18 protein-coding genes and 3 other annotated features are annotated in these 21,122 nt (G+C 38.9%); of the genes, 10 read left to right on the plus strand and 8 right to left on the minus strand.

Annotated features, from left to right (window positions below):
* Positions 1–36: 36 nt before the first annotated feature.
* Together serA and B5V89_RS07390 are read right to left on the minus strand one after the other, a co-directional pair.
* Complete coding sequence (gene serA, locus B5V89_RS07385; RefSeq protein WP_108071247.1) at positions 37–1,650, minus strand: phosphoglycerate dehydrogenase; 1,614 nt, start codon at positions 1,648–1,650, stop codon at positions 37–39.
* Entirely contained in the window at positions 1,643–2,800 is a 1,158-nt protein-coding gene (locus tag B5V89_RS07390) for a pyridoxal-phosphate-dependent aminotransferase family protein (protein ID WP_108071304.1), read from the minus strand. Before B5V89_RS07390 ends, serA begins: the two co-directional genes overlap by 8 nt.
* A 60-nt stretch (positions 2,801–2,860) precedes the next feature.
* Positions 2,861–3,070: a binding site (T-box leader), on the minus strand.
* Positions 3,071–3,281: 211 nt separating this feature from the next.
* Positions 3,282–3,531, plus strand: a binding site (T-box leader).
* Positions 3,532–3,574: 43 nt separating this feature from the next.
* Positions 3,575–3,819, plus strand: a binding site (T-box leader).
* 237 nt (positions 3,820–4,056) lie between these two features.
* On the opposite strand from B5V89_RS07390, the gene trpE reads away from it, so the two are divergent.
* The 7 genes from trpE to trpA are packed head-to-tail and all read left to right on the plus strand — an operon-like array spanning position 4,057 to position 10,469.
* Complete coding sequence (trpE, locus tag B5V89_RS07400; RefSeq protein WP_108071249.1) at positions 4,057–5,472, plus strand: anthranilate synthase component I; 1,416 nt, start codon at positions 4,057–4,059, stop codon at positions 5,470–5,472.
* On the plus strand, positions 5,447–6,046 hold the full coding sequence (locus B5V89_RS07405; RefSeq protein ID WP_066226417.1) for an anthranilate synthase component II: 600 nt from the start codon (positions 5,447–5,449) through the stop codon (positions 6,044–6,046). Before trpE ends, B5V89_RS07405 begins: the two co-directional genes overlap by 26 nt.
* On the plus strand, positions 6,030–7,055 hold the full coding sequence (gene trpD, locus B5V89_RS07410) for an anthranilate phosphoribosyltransferase (protein ID WP_107920305.1): 1,026 nt from the start codon (positions 6,030–6,032) through the stop codon (positions 7,053–7,055). Before B5V89_RS07405 ends, trpD begins: the two co-directional genes overlap by 17 nt.
* Positions 7,056–7,847 (plus strand): indole-3-glycerol phosphate synthase TrpC, encoded by a 792-nt coding sequence (gene trpC / locus B5V89_RS07415; RefSeq protein ID WP_066226425.1) that lies wholly within the window; start codon positions 7,056–7,058, stop codon positions 7,845–7,847. It begins immediately after the preceding gene.
* 5 nt (positions 7,848–7,852) lie between these two features.
* The gene (locus tag B5V89_RS07420) at positions 7,853–8,479 is read left to right on the plus strand and encodes a phosphoribosylanthranilate isomerase (RefSeq protein ID WP_066226427.1); all 627 of its coding nucleotides are present in this window, start codon (positions 7,853–7,855) and stop codon (positions 8,477–8,479) included.
* Positions 8,476–9,672: a tryptophan synthase subunit beta gene (trpB, locus tag B5V89_RS07425; RefSeq protein WP_108071251.1), complete on the plus strand. Its 1,197-nt coding sequence runs from the start codon at positions 8,476–8,478 to the stop codon at positions 9,670–9,672. The genes B5V89_RS07420 and trpB overlap by 4 nt, the downstream gene beginning before the upstream one ends.
* 2 nt (positions 9,673–9,674) lie before the next feature.
* Positions 9,675–10,469, plus strand: coding sequence for a tryptophan synthase subunit alpha (gene trpA / locus B5V89_RS07430; RefSeq protein ID WP_108071253.1), 795 nt, complete (start codon positions 9,675–9,677; stop codon positions 10,467–10,469).
* 19 nt (positions 10,470–10,488) lie between these two features.
* Here the strand turns inward: trpA and B5V89_RS07435 are convergent, their stop codons facing one another.
* Together B5V89_RS07435 and B5V89_RS07440 are read right to left on the minus strand one after the other, a co-directional pair.
* Entirely contained in the window at positions 10,489–10,674 is a 186-nt protein-coding gene (locus B5V89_RS07435; RefSeq protein WP_066226432.1) for a YfhD family protein, read from the minus strand.
* 120 nt (positions 10,675–10,794) lie between these two features.
* Entirely contained in the window at positions 10,795–10,917 is a 123-nt protein-coding gene (locus tag B5V89_RS07440; protein ID WP_084347375.1) for a YfhE family protein, read from the minus strand.
* Positions 10,918–11,029: 112 nt separating this feature from the next.
* Here B5V89_RS07440 and recX point away from each other — a divergent pair, with 112 nt between their 5' ends.
* Positions 11,030–11,824, plus strand: a complete 795-nt coding sequence (recX, locus tag B5V89_RS07445) for a recombination regulator RecX (RefSeq protein ID WP_108071255.1) — start codon at positions 11,030–11,032, stop codon at positions 11,822–11,824.
* Between the two features lie 32 nt (positions 11,825–11,856).
* Positions 11,857–12,180, plus strand: coding sequence for a YfhH family protein (locus B5V89_RS07450; protein WP_280523955.1), 324 nt, complete (start codon positions 11,857–11,859; stop codon positions 12,178–12,180).
* 40 nt (positions 12,181–12,220) lie between these two features.
* On the opposite strand, the gene B5V89_RS07455 is transcribed toward B5V89_RS07450, so the two are convergent.
* On the minus strand, positions 12,221–12,382 hold the full coding sequence (locus tag B5V89_RS07455; protein WP_107920310.1) for a small, acid-soluble spore protein K: 162 nt from the start codon (positions 12,380–12,382) through the stop codon (positions 12,221–12,223).
* A gap of 293 nt (positions 12,383–12,675) precedes the next feature.
* Positions 12,676–13,656: a metal-dependent hydrolase gene (locus tag B5V89_RS07460; protein WP_108071257.1), complete on the minus strand. Its 981-nt coding sequence runs from the start codon at positions 13,654–13,656 to the stop codon at positions 12,676–12,678.
* Positions 13,657–13,913: 257 nt separating this feature from the next.
* Here B5V89_RS07460 and mutY point away from each other — a divergent pair, with 257 nt between their 5' ends.
* The gene (mutY, locus tag B5V89_RS07465; RefSeq protein ID WP_181294631.1) at positions 13,914–15,008 is read left to right on the plus strand and encodes an A/G-specific adenine glycosylase; all 1,095 of its coding nucleotides are present in this window, start codon (positions 13,914–13,916) and stop codon (positions 15,006–15,008) included.
* 10 nt (positions 15,009–15,018) lie between these two features.
* Here mutY and B5V89_RS07470 read toward each other — a convergent pair whose 3' ends face one another.
* Both B5V89_RS07470 and gltB read right to left on the minus strand, forming a co-directional pair.
* On the minus strand, positions 15,019–16,461 hold the full coding sequence (locus B5V89_RS07470) for a glutamate synthase subunit beta (RefSeq protein ID WP_107920660.1): 1,443 nt from the start codon (positions 16,459–16,461) through the stop codon (positions 15,019–15,021).
* Between the two features lie 15 nt (positions 16,462–16,476).
* Entirely contained in the window at positions 16,477–21,024 is a 4,548-nt protein-coding gene (gene gltB, locus B5V89_RS07475; protein ID WP_108071259.1) for a glutamate synthase large subunit, read from the minus strand.
* Positions 21,025–21,122: the final 98 nt, after the last annotated feature.

Consider the following 21,122-nt stretch of genomic DNA (forward strand, 5'->3'; position numbering starts at 1 on the left):
TATGCCATTAATTAATGGAAAAATAATGTTGCATGTTTAATAATTTTCAACAACTGCTACTTCTTTCGATAATTCGAGAACGTCAACCTCTTCTAGACCATTTAGTAATTTAAGAGAATATATGACATCATCATCTATTTTTTTATCTAACGTTAGCACCATAATTGCCTCGCCTCCAATCGTTTCACGACCCACCTGCATCGTACCAATATTAATATGGTAGTCTCCAAGGATGGATCCTACAAGTCCAATCATTCCTGGGCGATCCTCATGTTTTATATAAAGAAGGTGTTGTTCAGGCTTCACATCAATTCTATAGTTATTAATTTTAACAATTCGTGTACCGTAGCCATTCAATACCGTACCACCGATAACAACAATCTCGTTTCCTTTCGATAAACTTAATTCCATATAGTTAGAGAAGCCTTTATTCGGAGCATTCTTCTCAATGTTGTAAGTAAGGCCGTGTTCTTTTAATAAATGGAAGGCGTTAATAATATTTACGGAATCACTTAAATGATATGCAAGAATTCCTTTAATCATCGTTCTTGTTAAAAGACTTGTATCTTCCTCTATTAACTCTCCAGAATAGCGGATGTCAATTTTATTGGGTGCTTGCTTAAAAAGTTGAATCGCCAATTGGGCAATTTGTTCACCTAATTCTAAAAAAGGCTTCATTTTTTTCTGAATCTCGCCGGAAATTTGCGGCATATTGATCGCATGGCGAATAGAATTTGTTTCAAAAATGCTAATGATTTCTTCGCTTACTTCCTTCGCGACTTTTTCTTGTGCTTCTTCGGTTGATGCTCCTAAATGTGGAGTTGCGATGATGTTAGGATGCTGAAGTAGGTCTAAGTTGGTTGGGGGTTCCTGTTCAAAGACATCGAGTGCTGCACCGGCAATTTGTCCGCTTTGGAGACCATGGAGCAATGCGGATTCAACGATAATTCCGCCACGGGCACAGTTAACGAGTCGTACACCTTTTTTCATTTTACTTATATATTCATCATTTACTAAGCCTTTCGTTTCGGGCGTTAGTGGTGTATGAAAAGTGATAAAGTCGGATTGCTTAGCAATTTCATCTAAGCTAGCTTTTGTAATTCCAAGCTTTTTTGCACGTTCATCAGATAAATAAGGGTCAAACCCCAAAATCTTCATTTGAAAGCTTTTTGCACGTTTGGCAACTTCGGTTCCGATTTTTCCCATACCTACGATTCCAAGTGTTTTTTCATAGAGTTCCACCCCTTTAAAGGAGCCGCGTTTCCATTCACCTTTTGATGTCGATTGGTAGGCATGAGGGATTTTTCGGGCTAAAGAGAGCAACATAGCTAACGTATGTTCCGTAGCGGCTATCGTGTTTGCTCCGGGTGCATTAATAACGATGATACCTTTTCGAGTGGCCGAATCTAGGTCAATATTATCGACTCCTACACCTGCGCGTGCAATTACTCTTAATCTAGTGGCGTATTCTAATAGATTTTTCGTAACAATTGTTTGGCTGCGGACTATAAGGGCATCATAGTCTTTAATTATTTCACATAGTTCCAGTTCTGTAAGATTATTTTTTTTATCAACAAGAAATTCAGGATGCTCATATAATTTTTTTAAGCCTATATCACTAATTGAATCTGTCACTAATACTTTATACATGTTGACTCCATACCTCCTCAGCTGCTTTTATCGCTTTCCCAAAAACATTTCTTCCATCCAACTTATGTAAAGCCATTTCAAGTCCGTTTAATACTTTTAAAATATCAAATGGGGTGCAGTATCCCATATGCCCAATTCGGAATATTTCACCTTTGAGCTGTTTTTGGCCTCCGGCAATCGTAATAGAATAGTTATCTTGGAGAATTTTTTTGATCATATTTGCTGTTCCTGAGGCCGGTTTGACCGCTGTTACGGTAGGTGAACCTTGAGCATCCGAGACAAGGAGTGGAAGCTCTATCGCTTTTAATCCTTCACGTATCATTTTTTTCAACAGCTGATGTCTAGCAATCACTTGATTGAATCCTTCCTCTTCAATCATATAGCAAACCTCGAGAGCACCGGCTATGAGCGAAACAGCGGGTGTAAATGGTGTGGATTTCTCCTTTTCATAGGATGATAGATAGCGATTTAAATCTAAATAAAAGCGTTTCGTTTGGCAATCATGAATTACTTTTTTCGCAACTTCGCTAACTGCAATAAAAGCCAATCCCGGTGGTAGCATTAAAGCTTTCTGTGACCCTGAAACTAATATATCTATGTGCCAAGATTCCATATCAACTGGCACTGCGCCAATACAACTGACTCCATCGACAATAAAAAGGGAATCTGTTAAGCGTTTTGTTACTTCACCAAGTTGTTGAATAGGATTAAGCACCCCTGTCGATGTTTCACAATACGTTGCAAACACCGCTTTAATTTTGACATCTAGCTTTGTTAAAAAATCCTCTAATTGATCTGGCGTACAAATTTTTCCCCATTGAACTGTTAAGCGATGAACATTCGCCCCGAATGCTTCGCAAATACTAGCAAAACGGTCTCCAAAGGCACCTGTAACAATGACGACGACATGATCACCTTCTTCAATTATATTTGCAGCAGCTGTTTCTAAGGCAGAGGTCCCGCTTCCGGTTAATAGGAGTACTGGTTCCTTTGACCCGAATATCGGCATTAAACGTGTCGAAACCTCTTCTAACAAATGGGCAAACGCTTGACTGCGATGCCCAATCATCGGTTGATTCATGACAAGTTTCACCCGTTCTGGAATAGGTGTCGGGCCGGGAGTAAATAAATAGTGTTGATTGAGAAGCATTTCGTTCATCCTTTCTTTACGAAAATAAAAGTCCCCCATAACAGACAAATATGCCATGTTATGAGGGACGTCATATACGTGGTGCCACCCTCTTTTGTTACAAAACGTAACCTCAGAGAAAAATAACGACATTAAGCCGTGACAGCCTACTATTTCATTCAACTGTCCAGTTCAGAAGTGCTCGGTTTTGTGAAGAAAAAGCATCGGTTCACAGCAACCACCGACTTTCTTAAGCTCTTATCTTCAAACCATCTTCATCATCACTTTGTTTAATTATTAATTGTTTCAAATATTCTACCAAATACACTTTAGTTTTGTAAAGAGTTAAATTTATAAAAATTTAATCGTTTCAATATAAAACGAGATTGCAGCAAATGGTTTATACATAAATGATGTCGAAAATTTACGAATGATTAATTTATTTATTCCCTTGACATTTGTATTCATCGGTACTAACATAATAAACAATAATTCAAAAAATGAATTTGCGTTGATGAAGAGTAGTAATTTATATGAACACTCAAAGAGAGCTGGTGGTTGGTGTGAACCAGTGTGAACGTATAAATGAATGGACTTCGGAGCATCCAAACCGAAAATCAATTTTGAACAGTAGGCTTTGGCGAATGTCTCATCGTTACAAGAGACGGGTATTAAGTTGTCAAACTTGATATTGTCAAAGTGGGCTGTTCGTCAGCTAATAAAGGTGGTACCGCGGGTTCCTCGTCCTTTTGGATGAGGAGCCTTTTTGTGTTTTTTAAAAGAAAATTTTATAGTGATAAATCATTGAATAAGAGGAGTACGTTTAACTAAAATCGTCGCAGAGAACCGGTGTTGGTGTGAATCCGGTACGAGGAGTGAAACGGAATGGACTTATGAGAGGTTTCTTGAACATAAAGTAGGGAAACACGGCCTCCACCGTTACAAGGATAGGGTATCAGAACTCAGTTCTCGTACCTGAAAAGAGGAAGGGATAATTCCCTTCAAAAAGAGGTGGCACCGCGAACAAAATCGTCCTCTATAAACACAAGCATTGTATGTGTTTATAGGGGACTTTTTTTATTTTCTCTCATTGTTGAATTTATATCTAAGTTGATTGGAGCGGAAGATGCGAGACTCCTACAGGAAAAACGGTAAACGGGAGACCCCGCAGGTGCGTTTAGCTCCGATGAGGCTCCCGGACCGCCCGCGGAAAGCGAGCATCTGGAGCGGAAATCAACAGTATTTAGAACAACCTATTTAAGAAGGAGGAATTAAGAATGATTTCTGAAACTGAATATAAATTTATCCAAATGAACGCAGATATGTTAACACCGATAGCAGTTTTTAATCGGATAAACGGCAAAAAGAAATTTTTACTAGAAAGCTCACTCAAACATGATGGAAATGGGCGATACTCCTTTATCGGGATGAACCCATACATGGAGTTCATTGGAGAAGGTGACCAAGTATCCATTAGCAAGCCCAATAAATCAGTAACTACAGAAAGAGGAAAGCCACTAGACCTATTAAAAAATCACATTCCTAAGCTCGACCAATTCCCATTGGATTTCCCCTTTTTTGGTGGAGGAATCGGCTTCATTGGCTATGATGCCATTCGTCAATATGAAACCATTGGCCCCGACTTAGAGGATGAACAGAAAATACCTGATGTCCATTTCATGTTTTATCAAGACGTCATCATATTTGATCACAAAACCCAAATGTTGTTTATCGTTTCACTCAATCTTGATGAAAAACGCACCGAAAAAGATTTAATTGAAAAAATAGCGGAGATAAAAGAGTCGCTTTTCACAAAAGAAGAACCTCAATTGTTTGATTTATCGAAAGTACCTATCCATTTCAAACCGTTGATGGAAAAAGAAGATTTTTTAGAAAAGGTCCAGATTGCACAGGAGTTTATCCGGAAAGGTGACATTTTTCAAATCGTTTTATCTCAGAAAATGAAAGGAAGGATGGACAGTGACCCCTTTCAATTTTACCGAAAGCTAAGAAATGCCAATCCTTCGCCATACATGTTTTACATCGATTTTGACGAATATGTTCTGCTCGGTGCTTCACCCGAAAGCTTAATCAAAACAATTGGTTCGCAAGTAATAACGAACCCAATTGCTGGAACAAGACCAAGAGGAAATACACAACTGGAAGATTCTTATTATGAAAAAGAGCTGCTAGAAGATGAGAAGGAATTGGCTGAACATCGGATGTTGGTTGATTTAAGCCGGAATGACATTGGCAGAGTTTGTGAACCAGGCAGTATTACAATCCCTAAATACATGGTCATTGAGAAGTATCAACATGTAATGCATATCGTTTCGGAAGTGAAAGGTATGATGAAACCAGAGTTTACAGGCATTGATGCGTTAAAGGTTTGTTTACCAGCCGGAACGGTTTCGGGTGCGCCAAAAATTCGTGCGATGCAGATCATTAATGAACTTGAAAAGCAGAAACGCGGCGTTTATGCAGGAGCAATCGGATATATAAATGTGAATGGCAACATGGATTTCGCACTTGCTATCCGAACATTGGTCATTAAAGATGGTGTAGCTTATTTGCAGGCTGGCGCAGGGATTGTCCATGATTCCATACCTGAAAATGAATATATTGAGACGCTGAATAAAGCGAAGTCACTTCTGGAGGTGAACAAAGATGATCATCTTGCTAGACAATTATGATTCCTTTACGTATAACCTGTTTCAATATTTATCGGAACTAGGTGAAGAGGTAAAGGTGTTTCGAAATGATGGAATAACGATTGAGCAAATAACGGAAATGAAACCAGAGGCGATCGTCCTCTCACCTGGACCCGGTACCCCGGAACAGGCGGGAATTTGTATGGAAGTTATCAAAGCATGTTATCAGAACATTCCTATTCTTGGGGTTTGCTTAGGACATCAGGCAATTGCTGCTGCATTTGGGGCAACGATCGTTCAAGCAAAGGAAATTAAACATGGAAAAATATCAAGAATTCTTCATTGTGGAGAAGGGATGTTTCAATATATGTCTCAGCCACTTGAAGTGATGCGCTATCACTCGCTCGTTATTGATAGAAATAGTCTTTCATCTGAATTTATCATTGCAGCTACCTCAATGGATGATCAAGAAATTATGGCAATCAAACATGAATATTTTCCACTATACGGTGTTCAATTTCACCCTGAATCCATTGGTACAAAAACAGGGAAGGACATTATTCGGAACTTTTTAATGGAAATGAGAAAGGAGAATTCGTATGAAAGCATATCTTGAAAAAATGATGGAACAACAGAATTTAACCTATGAGGAAATGACAAATGCGGCAGATTATTTATTTACTGAAGATGTATCGGAAAGTGAGATGGGTGCATTTTTAGCGGCGTTAAAAGTAAAAGGTGAAACGGCAGAAGAAATAGCTGGTCTTGTTCAAGTGATTCGGGAAAAGTCCATACTGATTGGAAGTAATGTCGGACCTGTTATGGATAATTGCGGAACAGGGGGAGATGGTTCCCAAAGCTTTAATATAAGTACGACATCGGCATTTGTCATTGCTGGAGCAGGGATTAAGATCGCAAAACATGGAAATCGAAGTGTTTCCAGTCGAACTGGGAGTGCGGATGTATTAGAAAACTTAGGAGTATCGTTGAATTTTCGGGCGGAGCAAATACACGAAATTCTTGAGGAAAATGGAATTGCCTTTTTATTCGCACCGAATCTCCATCCAAGTTTAAAAAGAATTATGAAAATACGAAGGGATTTAAAGATCCCGACCATCTTTAATTTAATCGGCCCATTAACAAATCCAATTGATCTGGAAACACAGCTATTAGGTATTTATCGCCGTGACATGCTTGAGATGATGGCGAATGTTCTCCACCGCCTTGGAAGAAAGAGAGCTTTAATCTTAAATGGCGCAGGCTTTATGGATGAGGCGTCATTATCGGGAGAAAATCATTTTGTACTTCTAGATCGTGGGGATATCATTCCATTTACACTTAGGCCAGAGGATGTTGGCTTACCGTATTATGAAAATCGTGAAATTCGCGGCGGTGATTCAAAGGAGAATGCGGAAATTCTATTGCACGTATTGAAAGGCGAAAAAGGAGCTTATCGGGATACGGTTTTATTGAATGCTGGATTAGCAATATTTGCAAACGGATTAGCGAGTACCGTTCAAGAGGGCATCGCCATCGCAAAGGAAAGCATTGATTCCGGAGCTGCGCTTCAAAAGCTGCATTATTTAATCGAATACAGTCAACGAACGACAGAGGGGGTTATGTAAATGACGATTTTAGATGAAATCATTGCGGAAAAAGTAAAAGAGGTCCAAGTTTTAAAGGAAACGTATGTTAGCGAAAACCAGGATCGTTTGGAAAAAGTTGATTCCATTTTCGATTCATTTCAAAAATCAAAAACGATGAATATCATTGCCGAAATCAAAAGAGCATCCCCGTCAAAAGGAGACATTCATCTACATGTAAATCCAGCTGAGCAAGCAAAACGCTATGCAGAATTAGGTGCTAATGCCATTTCGGTTTTGACAGATGAAACTTTTTTCAAAGGTTCAATGGACGATTTAAAAGAGGTAAGGGCGGCGGTTTCATTACCAATCTTATGTAAAGATTTTATTATCGATGAAATTCAAATTGACAGGGCGAAAGCATTTGGGGCGAATATTATTTTGTTAATTGTTGCGGCATTATCGAAGCATCGTATGAAGCAGTTATACAACTATGCAACGTCTTTAGGACTAGATGTTCTCGTAGAGGTTCACGATGAAATTGAGCTAGAAGCAGCTATTGAACTAAATGCAAAAATTATCGGGATCAATAATCGCAACTTAAAAACGTTCAAAGTTGATTTGACTACTACTGAAAGGCTCGCAAAATTAGTCGTGGATAAAAACATTTTATTAATTGGTGAAAGTGGAATTAAAGAGGAAAAAGATGTGGAACGGATGGAACAAGCAGGAGTGAAGGGTATCCTTGTTGGAGAAACCTTGATGCGATCAACCGATCTAGCCGCCATCTTTAATCAACTGAAAACACCATTTAAATCAATGGTAAAAAGGTGATCGATATGAAAGTGAAAATTTGCGGCATTACCACTATGGAGACAGCGAGGGTGGCAGTTGATGCGGGTGCTGATTTTCTTGGCTTCGTATTTGCAGATAGTCGAAGAAAAATCTCTCCTATAGATGCCAAACAGATTGCCGATCAAGTTCCTCGTGAAGTGAAAAAAGTGGGTGTATTTGTGAATGAATCACCCGAAACGATAAACGAGATTTGTCAGTTCGTCGGTCTTGATTTTATTCAATTACATGGGGATGAAACACCTGAAATTGCTTCATCATTAAACCGTCCAATTATTAAGGCTTGGTCGATCCAAGATAAGATTAATCCAACAACATTTCCATGTGATTATTATTTAATCGATAGCCCAAAAGGGGCGTATCGAGGTGGCAATGGAATCGCGTTTGATTGGACATTACTGCATCATCTACCTATCCAAAAGGAGAAGCTTATTCTTGCCGGTGGACTAAATGTAGAAAACGTTGCGGCAGCGATTCAATCCGTTCATCCGGCAATAATCGATGTGTCAAGTGGTGTGGAAACAAATGGACAAAAGGATCCGATAAAAATAAATGCATTTATAAAGACAGCAAAACAAGCAGTTCAAACTTTAAAGGAGAGTGTGAAAAAATGACAACTTATACCCAGCCAGATCAAAAAGGACATTACGGGATGTTCGGAGGAAGATTCGTCCCGGAAACATTAATGCCAGCAGTACTTGAGTTAGAACAAGCCTATAATGAGGCAATGAATGATCCTGAATTTATTCAACAGATTGATTACTATTTCCATCACTACATTGGCAGGGAAACCCCATTATACTTAGCCGAAAATTTGACTAACCAATTAGGTGGTCCGAAAATCTACTTGAAACGTGAAGATTTAAATCACACGGGCGCTCATAAAATTAACAACGCTCTTGGGCAAGCACTATTGACCCAGCGTATGGGGAAAAAGAAAGTGGTAGCCGAAACGGGTGCGGGACAGCATGGCGTAGCAACGGCAACGGCCTGCGCGCTTCTTGGTTTGGAATGCATCGTATTTATGGGAGAGGAAGATATACAAAGACAGAAGCTAAATGTATTTCGGATGGAACTGCTTGGAGCCGAAGTGAGAAGTGTTGAACAAGGGAGCGGTACATTAAAGGATGCAGTAAACGAAGCACTTCGTTACTGGGTAAGTCATGTAGAAGATACTCACTATATATTAGGTTCTGTCGTCGGTCCACATCCATTTCCGCAAATTGTTCGTGATTTTCAAAGTGTGATTGGAAAAGAAACAAGGAAGCAAATACTCGAACAATCTGGATCGCTTCCTGATGCAGTTGTTGCTTGTATCGGGGGCGGCAGCAATTCAATGGGAATGTTTTATCCTTTTATCAATGATGAAGACGTCAAGCTATACGGTGTAGAGGCAGGTGGATCTGGGATTGACACTGGCAAACATGCTGCCACATTAACAGACGGAAAGATTGGGGTGCTGCATGGAACGATGACGTATTTACTTCAAGATCAGCACGGTCAAATTGAAGAAGCCCATTCCGTTTCTGCAGGACTTGATTATCCTGGTGTTGGTCCAGAACATAGCTTTTTAAAGGAAAAAGGAAGAGTAACCTATACATCAATTACAGATAAGGAAGCCCTTGAAGCATTTAAACTTTTAACAAAATCGGAAGGAATTATCCCTGCACTCGAAAGCTCCCATGCCGTCGCATATGCGGCTAAATTAGCAAAGGAAATGTCAAAAGAAGAAACGATGGTTATTTGTTTGTCAGGCAGAGGAGATAAGGATGTTGAAACGGTCAAAAGCATTTTAGGAGGGATGTAAAAATGGGAAAAGAAAAATTAAGTCAAGCTTTAGATAATGTTTTGGCAAATGGTGAAAAAATATTTGTTCCATATATTATGGCTGGTGATGGGGGATTAGATATTCTTAATGAAAGGATCCAGTTTTTTGAAGATGCGGGTGCAACTGCGTTAGAATTAGGCATTCCGTTTTCAGATCCTGTTGCAGACGGTCCCACTATACAGGAGGCTGGTATTCGGTCCCTTCGTGCAGGTACGACATTAAAAGGGGTGTTAGATGAATTAAAAAAAAATAAAAATGGAAGAAAAATTCCGATTGTATTAATGACCTACATGAATCCAATTTTCGTATACGGAACGAAGGAGTTTGCTGAGGACTGTGAACAAGCCGGGGTAGACGGCATTATTATTCCTGATTTACCGATTGAAGAAGAGGAACTTGTCACAGGTGAGCTTTCTAGTCATCACATTGCACTTATACGCTTAGCGGCATTAACTAGTTCAAAAGAAAGGATTCGTGAAATCGCAAAACGAACCGAAGGATTTTTATATGCGGTGACAGTCACAGGTATAACAGGCGCTAGAAATAGTTATCGTGAAGGAATCGGGACCTATTTACAAGAAATAAAAAGTATTTCTGTTGCACCGGTATTAGCCGGTTTTGGGGTATCTACTCCTGAGCAAGTGAGCGAATTAAGTCAATATTGTGATGGTGTTGTTGTTGGAAGCAAAATTATTGAGCTTTTGCAGAACAATGAATATGAGGCGATTCGAAAGTTAATTGATGCTGCAAAAAGATACGAAAAAGCTACATTATAAAGCAGGGGAACCCCCCTGCTTATTTCTTTTTATTTTTTGCCCGTTGTTCTGCAGCTTTTGATCTTGCTTGTGCTTCAAGGTCAGCTTGATCTGCTAACTCTTGGGAAAATTCAACATCTTTGCCATCCGATTTTAAATTTTTCGGTACTTGAGGAAGTTTAGCTTTGTTTTTATCACGAGTTTTTTGTTTGTGTGCACGACCCATGAACGAAAACCCCTTTCAAGTTATCAGGTTACGGAATTGATCTTCCGCAAGAATAGCTTGTGTAATTACCTTGAAAATATTACGACTTTATCTTTCCATTTGGCGGTCCTATCTAATGCTTCAAGATTTACGCTTTTGCTCATACCCTCCAGCACGATCTGCCATCTTAAATTCATGTGCATAAGTTACCGCTTGCATACTTCGCAAATTGCTTTTTTCCTTCACACGTTTATCCTTTGACATATCACTTCACCCTTTCATTAAACAGTTATTTTCATTATTGCCTTAAACATAGCAAACATACGACAGTCGATGGTAAAATAAATAAGAAATAAGATGAAGAGGGATGCTTCAAATGCCGATAATAACGAAAATTTCTATCCAAAAAAATAATAGTGAACGGTATAATATTTTTCTCGATGGCGAATATGCGTTTAGTGTGGACGAAGAAGTGCTCGCGCGTTTTCAGTTGACGAAAGGCAAAGAATTATCTGACTTTGACATTGCTGAAATTGACTACGAAGACGATATTCGAAAAGGTGTGAATACAGCGATACACTATCTTTCCTATCGGATGCGATCTGAAAAGGAAGTTAGAGATTATTTGAAGCAAAAAGAGATCAACGAAATGGTCATCCAAGAGGTTATACATAAGCTTTATAACCTGAAATATTTAAATGATCTTGAATTTGCTGTTGCGTATGTGAGAACCCAAATGAATACAACGAAAAAAGGGCCTGGCACGATTAAAATGGAATTACATGAAAAAGGAATTAGTGAAAACCACATTAATCAAGCATTACAGAAATATTCGAAAGAACAACAAATTGAGCACGCAAAAGCATTACTTGAAAAAACAATTAAACAAAATAAAAAGCTTTCTGAAAAAAGTTTAAAACAGAAACTGGAGCAAACTTTATTAAGAAAAGGTTTTGATATAGAAACCATTCACTTAGCGATGGAAGAAATTGATTTTAAAAAAGACGAGTCTGAAGAGTGGAATGCTATCGTTGTGCAAGGTGAGAAAGCACATAGAAAACTGCAAAAATATAGTGGCTATGAGTATGAGCAAAGAATGAAACAAACCTTGTATCGAAAAGGATTCCCAATGGAACTAATCGAGAAATTTCTTCAAGAATATAGTCTATAGTATTATACTTAGTCTATAAGGTGGTGTATCTAGTGGAACAGGAAAAAAGATATAGTCAAATGACTGAATATGAATTGAAGCAAGAAATTGCCGCGATAACCGAAAAAGCACGTAAAGCTGAACAGCTCGGGATCGTCAATGAATTTGCTGTATTAGAGAGAAAAGCAATCATGGCAAAAGCGTATTTGCTAAATCCTAAAGATTTTAAACCAGGTGAACTATATGAAATCGAAGGGGATCCTGGTGTTTATTTTAAAATAGATTATATTAATGGTGTATTTGCTTGGGGATATCGCTTAGGTGGTGAAAAGGAAGAGGAAGCATTGCCAATATCGGTGTTAAAGAAACTAAAATAAAGAAATCGGCTTTCTGGCCGATTTCTTTTTTGTATATGAATTAAACGTCACTGTCTCTACGGCTAGATGCTTTCATTCGTTCTTGTGGATGTGTATTTGTTGATCCATCCGCACGTTTTGAAGCAAATTCTGCTTTTGCCCGAGGTTCACCTTCGAACTTATTGTCATTTCCATACGGGAAACCTTTTGCTTTATTTCGCATGCTGTTCCTCCTAAATATGATATAGAATATCCGTACATTTTTTATTATTGGATAGGAGCGGAATGCATATGAATGTATGTTCTTTCCTTTTTTTCTTTTTTCGAGCACTTGATTCCGTTTTCAGCAAGTTTATCTACCCGAATCCGGTATATTCGAGCACTTCATCCCGCAAACAGGATGATTATCTACCCGAAAGCGGACTTTTCGAGCACTTCATCCCGCGAACAGCATGTTCACCTTCCCGAATACCGTTCTCGCCTTTTTGCAATCCTCATACACGAATACCAATATAACTACCTCGGAGCCACATCTAACTTCTTTCTAAGCTTATCTTTATTATAAATCCATCCGGTATATGAACCTTTAATCACTAAATCTTCATCCATTTGAACGATGGCGACGAAGGGATAATGGCCTTTGCTGCGATAGCGCAGATCGATGAAACGGACTTCATATCCATTTTCAAGCTCCTCCAACTCCCAACGGAAAATAGGGGAAAAGGATAAAAACGCAGCGATATTTTTGTCCTTTTTTGCCCTGTTAATGACTTCATTTTCGGGAATCGGAACACGGTCGTACTCATCGAGAATCGTTATTTCCCGTTTGTTTGCCTTCGCAACAAATAGGCGCTTATCGGTAATGGCAACAATTCTCCATTTAAAATACCTCATAGTTGGTGCGATAATAACTTTTTCAGCATTTGGAACAATTTTTAAAACAGCCTTTTTAACGGCCCATTGCTCTGCAAAGCGACATAAATAATAACAGATGACAATGGCATAAATGAAAATAAACGTTATACCTGGATTAGCTCCAATAGCCCAAATAATCAAGCCAATCACATGAATGATGAAGATAAATGGATCAAACGTATTAATAATCCCTAAAGCTACCCATTTAGATGAAAACGGACGTATTGCTTGGGTTCCATATGCATTGAAAATATCGACGAACACATGAAGAAACACAGCAAGGAAAGTCCATAACCATAAATGTAAAAGGTTCGTCCCAGGAAAAAATAAAGCGGCACAGGCGGTAATCAATAACGGCCATAATATAACAGCGGGAATCGAATGTGTCGCACCTCGATGATTTCTTATATAAACCGCATTGTTTCGAAATTTTAAAAATGTATCTATATCAGGTATTTGCGAACCGATAATGGTTGCAAGTAGTACACTATGTGAATTTAACGTATTGTCGGCAACGACAGGGTCCAAGGTGGCTAGACCACCAAGGGCAAACCCCATGACAAGGTGTGTTCCAGTATCCAAAACGGGATTTCCTCCTTATTTTGTCTAGCTTAGTCATACTAATTACTTGCGGATTTTTGTAAACATGATATGGTAAAAATGATCGAATTGCAATGGACATTCTGTAAAATAGACGATCTGTAATGTAATCTTAATATGAATGAGTAATTAATGATTAGGAATATATATTATTTACTTTCCCCATTTCGATTAGAAATAACTCTTTTCTTTGGAGCATATTCAGTTAAGTCAAGTACACAGCAATTTTGGAGGATTATATGTCAAGTAGTATTGAACATTTAAATATAGAGCAATTTCAAAATGATTTACTTCATTGGTTTACGAATGAACAAAGAGATCTTCCGTGGAGAAAAGATCAGGACCCATATAAAGTATGGGTATCGGAAATTATGCTTCAGCAAACGAGAGTGGATACCGTTATCCCATATTTCAATCGATTTATTGAAAACTTCCCGACAATCGAAAAGCTAGCCGAAGCAGATGAAGAAAATGTTTTAAAAGCGTGGGAAGGGCTGGGATATTATTCTCGGGTTCGAAATTTACAGGCAGCGGTAAGAGAAGTACATGAATCTTATGGCGGAGTTGTACCGAATACACCTGAGGAAATCAAAAAGTTAAAAGGGGTAGGTCCATACACTGCTGGTGCGATTTTAAGTATTGCATATGGTGTTCCAGAACCTGCGGTTGATGGAAATGTTATGAGGGTTTTATCAAGGATTTTATTGATATGGGACGATATCGCAAAAGCTTCATCACGTAAAGTGTTTGAAGAAGCGGTCAGAGAGATTATTTCCCATGAAAATCCATCGTATTTCAATCAAGCATTAATGGAACTTGGCGCATTAATTTGTACGCCAACATCACCATCCTGCCTGCTTTGCCCTGTAAGAGAACATTGCCAGGCGTTTCACGAGGGGGTACAGGATCAGCTTCCTGTTAAAACAAAGAAAAAAAGCACCCGCCATGTGGAGTTAGTAGCAGCTGTGTTGAAAGATCACCAAGGCAGGTACTTAATTCACAAGCGCCCCGAACAAGGACTGCTAGCGAATCTATGGGAATTCCCAACGGTGGAAAAAAGTAAGTTGATAAAACCAAAAAATATTCTGCAAGACTTTTTAAAACATGAATATGATATTCGCATTAAATTTGATAAGACATCTTTTACTACGATCCCGCATGTTTTTTCCCATTTAACCTGGGATATTGAAGCCTATTCAGGAACGATAGAGAATGAGGTGAAAGAAGAAGGAAACATGAAATTAGTGACCACCGAGGAGCTGACAAACTATGCTTTTCCGGTTTCTTATCAAAAAATGTGGAAAGCTTATTTAGAGTCTGTTAAAGACAACTAGCAAACAGTTATCAACACTGTTCGCTAGTTATTTTTTTTGCTTTTAAAAAATGATCAATCTCTAATGCCGCTTTCTTACCTTCTTGAATAGCCCAAACAATCAAACTTTGGCCTCTTCGGGCATCACCTGCAACGTACACTCCTTCAAGATTTGTTTGATAACTATTAGTTGTAGTGGAGATTCGGTTGTTCGAACGATTGATTGTTTGGAAATATTCATCTTTTACCCCTTCAAAACCAATGGCAATGAGAACAAGATCGGCTTCCCAATAGCGTGTTTCTTGATCATCCTGATTAAAATAAGTCGTATTTAAGCCTTTTACTTCTCCGTTTTCATTCCCAATAAAGGATTGGGTTTGAATATAGTATTGTCTTGGATCTTCACCAAAAAGATGAACAGCTTCTTCATAGGCATAATCGAGTGAAAATACATGAGGGTTTTCTGGCCATGGATTATCCTTTTGTCTTCGCAAAGGTAACTTCCCATGTTTTCCGAACTGAATGACACTTTTGCATCCTTGACGAAGGGCAGTAGCGACACAATCGGCACCAGTATCACCTCCGCCGATGACAATGACACGTTTATCTTTTGCTGTAATGTCCGGTTCACTTGATGATTGCAAATAATGCTTCGTGCTCGCAGTTAAATACTCCATAGCAGGATATATTCCTTTTAATTGCCGACCTTCAATCGTAAGCTCCCGCGGCTTTTCAGCACCGATGCATAGTAAAACTGAATCGAAAGATGATTGCAGTTCTTCTAATGAAAGATCGACGCCAACATTGACATTCGCTCGAAACTCAATACCTTCCTCTTTTAATAAATCAATTCTTCTTTGAACATGTGATTTATCAATTTTCATATTAGGAATCCCATACATGAGCAGACCGCCAAAACGGTCCTCACGCTCAAAAACGGTAACGGAATGTCCTAATTGATTAAGATCATCTGCCGCAGTTAATCCTGCAGGACCGGAACCGATAATCGCTATTTTTAGCCCGGTTTTTTTGCGCGGGATTCGCGGTTTGACCCAACCTTCTGAAAAGGCGCGGTCGATAATGGCTTTTTCGATACTTTTAATTGTAACAGGGTCACTCGGAATTCCCGCCGTGCATGAACCTTCACAAGGTGCAGGACATGCTCTAGCGGTAAACTCAGGGAAATTGTTTGTTTTCGCTAAGCGCAAGTATGCTTCGTACCATTTTCCTTGCTGGACTAATGCGTTCCATTCAGGAATTAGATTATATAAAGGGCATCCGCTCGTACTTGAATTGATGTTCAGGCCAATTTGGCAAAAAGGTGTGCCGCAATCCATACAACGGGATGCCTGTTGTTTAATCTTTTTTTCGGAAAAAGGTTTTTGATATTCGTTCCAATCCTTCACGCGTTTTGCGGGATCGACTTCTAATGGTTTCGCCCTCTTAATATCGATAAATTCTGTAGAAGTAGCCATTCTCTCACTCCTTTTCTAAAGTGATATTCCCATTGTAGGGCTAGTAACTGATTCAATCGTTTTGCCTTCTTTTTTGAGCTGGAAGGCTGTTAATGATGCGTCTTTATTACGCATACCTTGTTTTTCTAGCTGATCGATTAAATCAATCATATTTTTATACTCATTTGGAATGATTTTAAGGAAATAATTATTTACTTTATTCCAGTTCTTTAATATTCCTTTCGCTTTTTTACTGCCTGTAAATAAATAATGCTTGTGTATCATTTGATAGATGTCAATTTTTTCGTCATTTGATAACGTATTTTCAATATTAATCATTTCAAAGTTAATATTCTTCATAATCTCTTCGTGGTTGACCGGCATGGAATAGATATAGGCAACTCCACCTGACATTCCTGCTCCAAAGTTTTTTCCGATTGAGCCTAAAATGATCGCCTTCCCGCCAGTCATATACTCACAGCCGTGGTCGCCGACACCTTCAACTACAGCACTAACGCCACTGTTACGCACACAAAATCGTTGTCCAGCTGTCCCGTTAATAAAGGCTTCTCCAGAAGTAGCGCCGAAAAAGGTCGTATTTCCAATGATGGCTTGATCACCGTCATAATTCCAGAGATCATTTGGTTTAATAATTAATGTTCCGCCGGATAAGCCTTTCCCGACGTAATCATTGGCATCGCCGACTAATGTGAAGGTTAAGCCTTTTGGAAGAAAGGCGCCAAAACTTTGTCCAGCAGAACCGGTAAATGTAAGTTTGATTAAATCGTGTGGCAATCCATTTGGACCGTATTTTTTCGTTACATAATGCCCGAGCAACGTGCCGACAGCCCGATCCGTATTTTTAATTTCGAAGCTGCGTTTCACAGATTGTGCATGATCCACATATTGCTTTAATAGTGGGATCAATGTATGCTGATCCAATCTTTTTTCTAATTGATGATTTTGTTTTTCCGAGCATACGTGTGTGTCTGAAAATTTGAATAAAAGCTTCGATAAATTTAACGTTTTCGCTTTCCAATGATTGTTTATGTCCGATCTTGGTTGGAGTAATTGTGTTTGACCGACTATTTCATCTAAAGTTCGATAGCCATTTTCAGCTAAAATTTCACGAACTTCTTCGGCGATAAAAGTCATATAGTTAACGATATGATCGGGACTTCCCATAAATTTTTCACGAAGCTTCGGGTTTTGTGTCGCAATGCCAACAGGGCAGGTGTCCAAATGGCAGGCACGCATCATTAAACAGCCGAGAACGACTAAAGGTGCGGTCGCAAATCCAAATTCTTCGGCACCTAAACAGGCAGCAATAATAACGTCTTTCCCAGTCATTAGCTTTCCGTCGGCTTCTAGTTTCACACGATTGCGTAGCCCGTTTAATAAAAGGGTTTGATGGGTTTCAGCAAGTCCGATTTCCCATGGAATTCCCGTATGCTTAATACTCGTTTTCGGGGATGCCCCTGTGCCGCCATCATGTCCACTAATTAAAATCGTATCTGCCAGACCTTTCGCAACTCCGGCAGCAATTGTGCCTACACCAGCTTTGGCGACTAATTTGACACTAATTCGCGCATTCGGATTCGCACTTTTTAAATCGAAAATCAATTGTGCGAGATCTTCGATTGAATAAATATCATGATGTGGAGGAGGGGAGATAAGTCCAACTCCCGGTGTGGATCCTCTAACTTCGGCAATCCAAGGGTACACTTTGCTGCCGGGTAATTGTCCACCTTCACCTGGTTTTGCGCCTTGGGCCATTTTGATTTGAATTTCTTCTGCTTCAGATAAATAGAAGCTAGTGACCCCGAATCGTCCTGATGCTACTTGTTTTATCGCACTTCTTCTTAAATTACCTTCTTGTGAGCGCTCAATTTCCTCGCCACCCTCGCCGCTATTGCTTTTACCGCCAATTCGATTCATCGCGATGGCGAGTGCCTCATGTGCTTCCTTGCTTAGTGAGCCATACGACATTGCACCCGTTTTAAACCGTTTAAAGATTGACTCAATTGGCTCCACCTCGTCAATCGAGATTGGAGGACGATTGCTTTTTACATTTAATAGGCTACGGATTGTAGTAAAAGGCCCATTATGATGCATATCTACGAATTTTTTATAAACAGCTTTATCATTCGTTCTCGCCGCACGTTGCAGTGTATGAATCGAAAGAGGGTTAAACTGATGATGCTCCCCTTCACTTCGCCACTGTAATTCGCTACCTGAATCAAGTGTTTGGTCATGAGAAGACATTTCCGTGATTGCTTTCTCATGTCTCATCACGATTTCTCTCGTCATTTCAGTTAGTCCAATTCCATCTAATTGTGAAACTGTGCCCGGGAAGTATTTATTGATTACCTCTTCAGAAATTCCAAGTGCTTCAAAGGTTTGTGCTCCTCGGTAGCTTTGTATGGAGGAGATGCCGACCTTTGACATAATTTTCACAACCCCATTGGTCAAGGCATGTATATAATTTTGCAATGCTTGTTTAAAAGGAAGCTGTATATGTTTTTCAATAATTAATTGTTTAATTGTTTCATAGGCTAAATAAGGATGTAATGCGTCAGCGCCATAACCTAATAAAATCGCCATATGATGAGGATCCCTCGGCTCACCGGAATCAATGATCATACTTGCTTTTGTTCTCACGCCATTCTGAATTAGAAAATGATGAAGGCAAGAGGTTGCTAATAGTGAAGGAATAGGGAGTTGTTCATGATCCGCCCGTTTATCGGATAAAATTAATATCACAATTCCTTCGTTTATAGCTGTCAATGCTTGATCACAAAGATGTTGTAAGGCTGTTTCGATTCCCTCATCAAGGGAAAAAAGCATATCTAATTCTTGAGTTTGTAATGGTGTATTTTTAATCGCATGTAAAGTTGACGTCTCTATAAATGGATGTGAAAGCTTTACATGCTGTTGATCTGTTGATTTTTCTCCAAGCAATTTTATTTGCGGACCTAGCCAAGTGACGGTTGAAATCACGCATTCTTCCCTAAGAGCGTCAATTGGTGGATTTGTAACCTGTGAAAAGCTTTGTTTAAAATAATGAAATAGAAGCTGTGGTCTCTCTGAAAGAACGGCAAGTGGGGTATCCATCCCCATTGAACCGGTCGGCTCTTTCATATCAATTGCCATCGGTTGAATCATTTTCATTACTTCTTCATACGTATAGCCGAATGTTTTTTGCAGAAAAATCAATTGCTTGTGATCATAATGTAAAGATAATGATACATGATCTTTCACTGTAATGACGCTTTCTTTTATATAGTGCTGATAAGGTTGTTCATTACTGATCAATGCTTTTAACTCATCATTTGGTATTAATCGACCTTGTTCTGTATCGATGAATAATAACTCTCCGGGCTTTAAATGCCTTTTTTCTTTAATTTGATCATCACTAATATCAATCACACCGACCTCGGAAGAAAAGATAACTCGATCGTCATGCGTAAGATAGTAGCGACCGGGACGTAAGCCGTTTCGATCTAAAATTGCCCCGATTTGTTTGCCGTTTGAGAACCCTAATGCCATCGGTCCATCCCAGGGTTCCATGGAAAGACTGTGATATTCATAAAAGCTTTTTAAATAAGGAGACATTTCCTCATTGCTTTCCCACGGTTCAGGAATCATCATCATGATTGCTTGAGGAAGAGAGACTTGATTCAAAGTTAAAAATTCTAATACATTATCAAACATTGCAGAATCACTGCCGTCCGGTTGAATAATCGGTAAAAGTGACTCTAGGTCCATTTGATCTAATTCATTTGAAAATGATGAGATTTTTGCGTTAAATGAATTCATATTGCCCTTAATCGTATTGATTTCTCCATTATGAGCAATCATTCGGTTTGGATGTGCTCTTTCCCAGCTCGGAAAGGTGTTTGTACTAAATCGTGAATGGACAAGGGCAAGTGCCGAAGCAAACTTCTGATTTGATAAATCATTATAAAATGAAGATAATTGTTCGGCAGAAAGCAATCCTTTATAGACAATAGTTTGATTTGATAAACTAGAAATATATAATTGGTTATCATATTTTTTTTCCAGCTGTCTTCTTAATACATAAAGTGCAGTTAAAAATTGCTCTTCATTCATACCCTTTGCCTTTTTTAAAAAAAATTGAGTAATTTGAGGTTGAGTAGATGCCGCAATTTCTCCTAAAACTTCAGGGGAAACTGGAACTCTACGTTCTCCTATAAAAGAAAGATGTAAACGAGAGGCTTCCGATTGGAAATCAGCAATGATTTGGTTTTGAAGCACGTGATCCTGCGGGAGAAATGTCATTGAAACGGCATATTCACCTTTTTCAGGTAATTGAAATGAACAAACTTCCTTGAAAAATTCATGTGGTATTTGCATTAAAATTCCGGCTCCATCACTCGTTTGATTATCACTGCTTTTTCCTGCTCGGTGATCTAATCTTTGCAGCATGATTAGGGAGGATGCAATGATATCGTGGGAAGGACGGCCCTTTATATCTGCGTAAAAGCCAATACCACATGCATCATGCTCAAACTCCCGGCGGTAAAGACCTTCGCTATACGATTGATTGTTCGCTAAAGTCATTCGTTATCATTCCTTTCATTTATATATCCGAATAGTTCGATAATAAAAAATTTTACTTTATTTCAATTCATCTTTACAATATATTATTAAGAATGAAT

The organism is Heyndrickxia sporothermodurans (genome assembly GCF_003055045.1).
GTDB classification, from domain to species: Bacteria; Bacillota; Bacilli; order Bacillales; family Bacillaceae_C; genus Heyndrickxia; species Heyndrickxia sporothermodurans.

Bases quoted from the DNA above. Each gene is read 5' to 3' on its own strand.
- serA (WP_108071247.1), bottom strand. From the start codon at position 1,650: ATGTATAAAGTATTAGTGACAGATTCAATTAGTGATATAGGCTTAAAA.
- B5V89_RS07390 (WP_108071304.1), bottom strand. From the start codon at position 2,800: ATGCTTCTCAATCAACACTATTTATTTACTCCCGGCCCGACACCTATT.
- trpE (WP_108071249.1), top strand. From the start codon at position 4,057: ATGATTTCTGAAACTGAATATAAATTTATCCAAATGAACGCAGATATG.
- B5V89_RS07405 (WP_066226417.1), top strand. From the start codon at position 5,447: ATGATCATCTTGCTAGACAATTATGATTCCTTTACGTATAACCTGTTT.
- trpD (WP_107920305.1), top strand. From the start codon at position 6,030: ATGAAAGCATATCTTGAAAAAATGATGGAACAACAGAATTTAACCTAT.
- trpC (WP_066226425.1), top strand. From the start codon at position 7,056: ATGACGATTTTAGATGAAATCATTGCGGAAAAAGTAAAAGAGGTCCAA.
- B5V89_RS07420 (WP_066226427.1), top strand. From the start codon at position 7,853: ATGAAAGTGAAAATTTGCGGCATTACCACTATGGAGACAGCGAGGGTG.
- trpB (WP_108071251.1), top strand. From the start codon at position 8,476: ATGACAACTTATACCCAGCCAGATCAAAAAGGACATTACGGGATGTTC.
- trpA (WP_108071253.1), top strand. From the start codon at position 9,675: ATGGGAAAAGAAAAATTAAGTCAAGCTTTAGATAATGTTTTGGCAAAT.
- B5V89_RS07435 (WP_066226432.1), bottom strand. From the start codon at position 10,674: ATGGGTCGTGCACACAAACAAAAAACTCGTGATAAAAACAAAGCTAAA.
- B5V89_RS07440 (WP_084347375.1), bottom strand. From the start codon at position 10,917: ATGTCAAAGGATAAACGTGTGAAGGAAAAAAGCAATTTGCGAAGTATG.
- recX (WP_108071255.1), top strand. From the start codon at position 11,030: ATGCCGATAATAACGAAAATTTCTATCCAAAAAAATAATAGTGAACGG.
- B5V89_RS07455 (WP_107920310.1), bottom strand. From the start codon at position 12,382: ATGCGAAATAAAGCAAAAGGTTTCCCGTATGGAAATGACAATAAGTTC.
- mutY (WP_181294631.1), top strand. From the start codon at position 13,914: ATGTCAAGTAGTATTGAACATTTAAATATAGAGCAATTTCAAAATGAT.
- B5V89_RS07470 (WP_107920660.1), bottom strand. From the start codon at position 16,461: ATGGCTACTTCTACAGAATTTATCGATATTAAGAGGGCGAAACCATTA.
- gltB (WP_108071259.1), bottom strand. From the start codon at position 21,024: ATGACTTTAGCGAACAATCAATCGTATAGCGAAGGTCTTTACCGCCGG.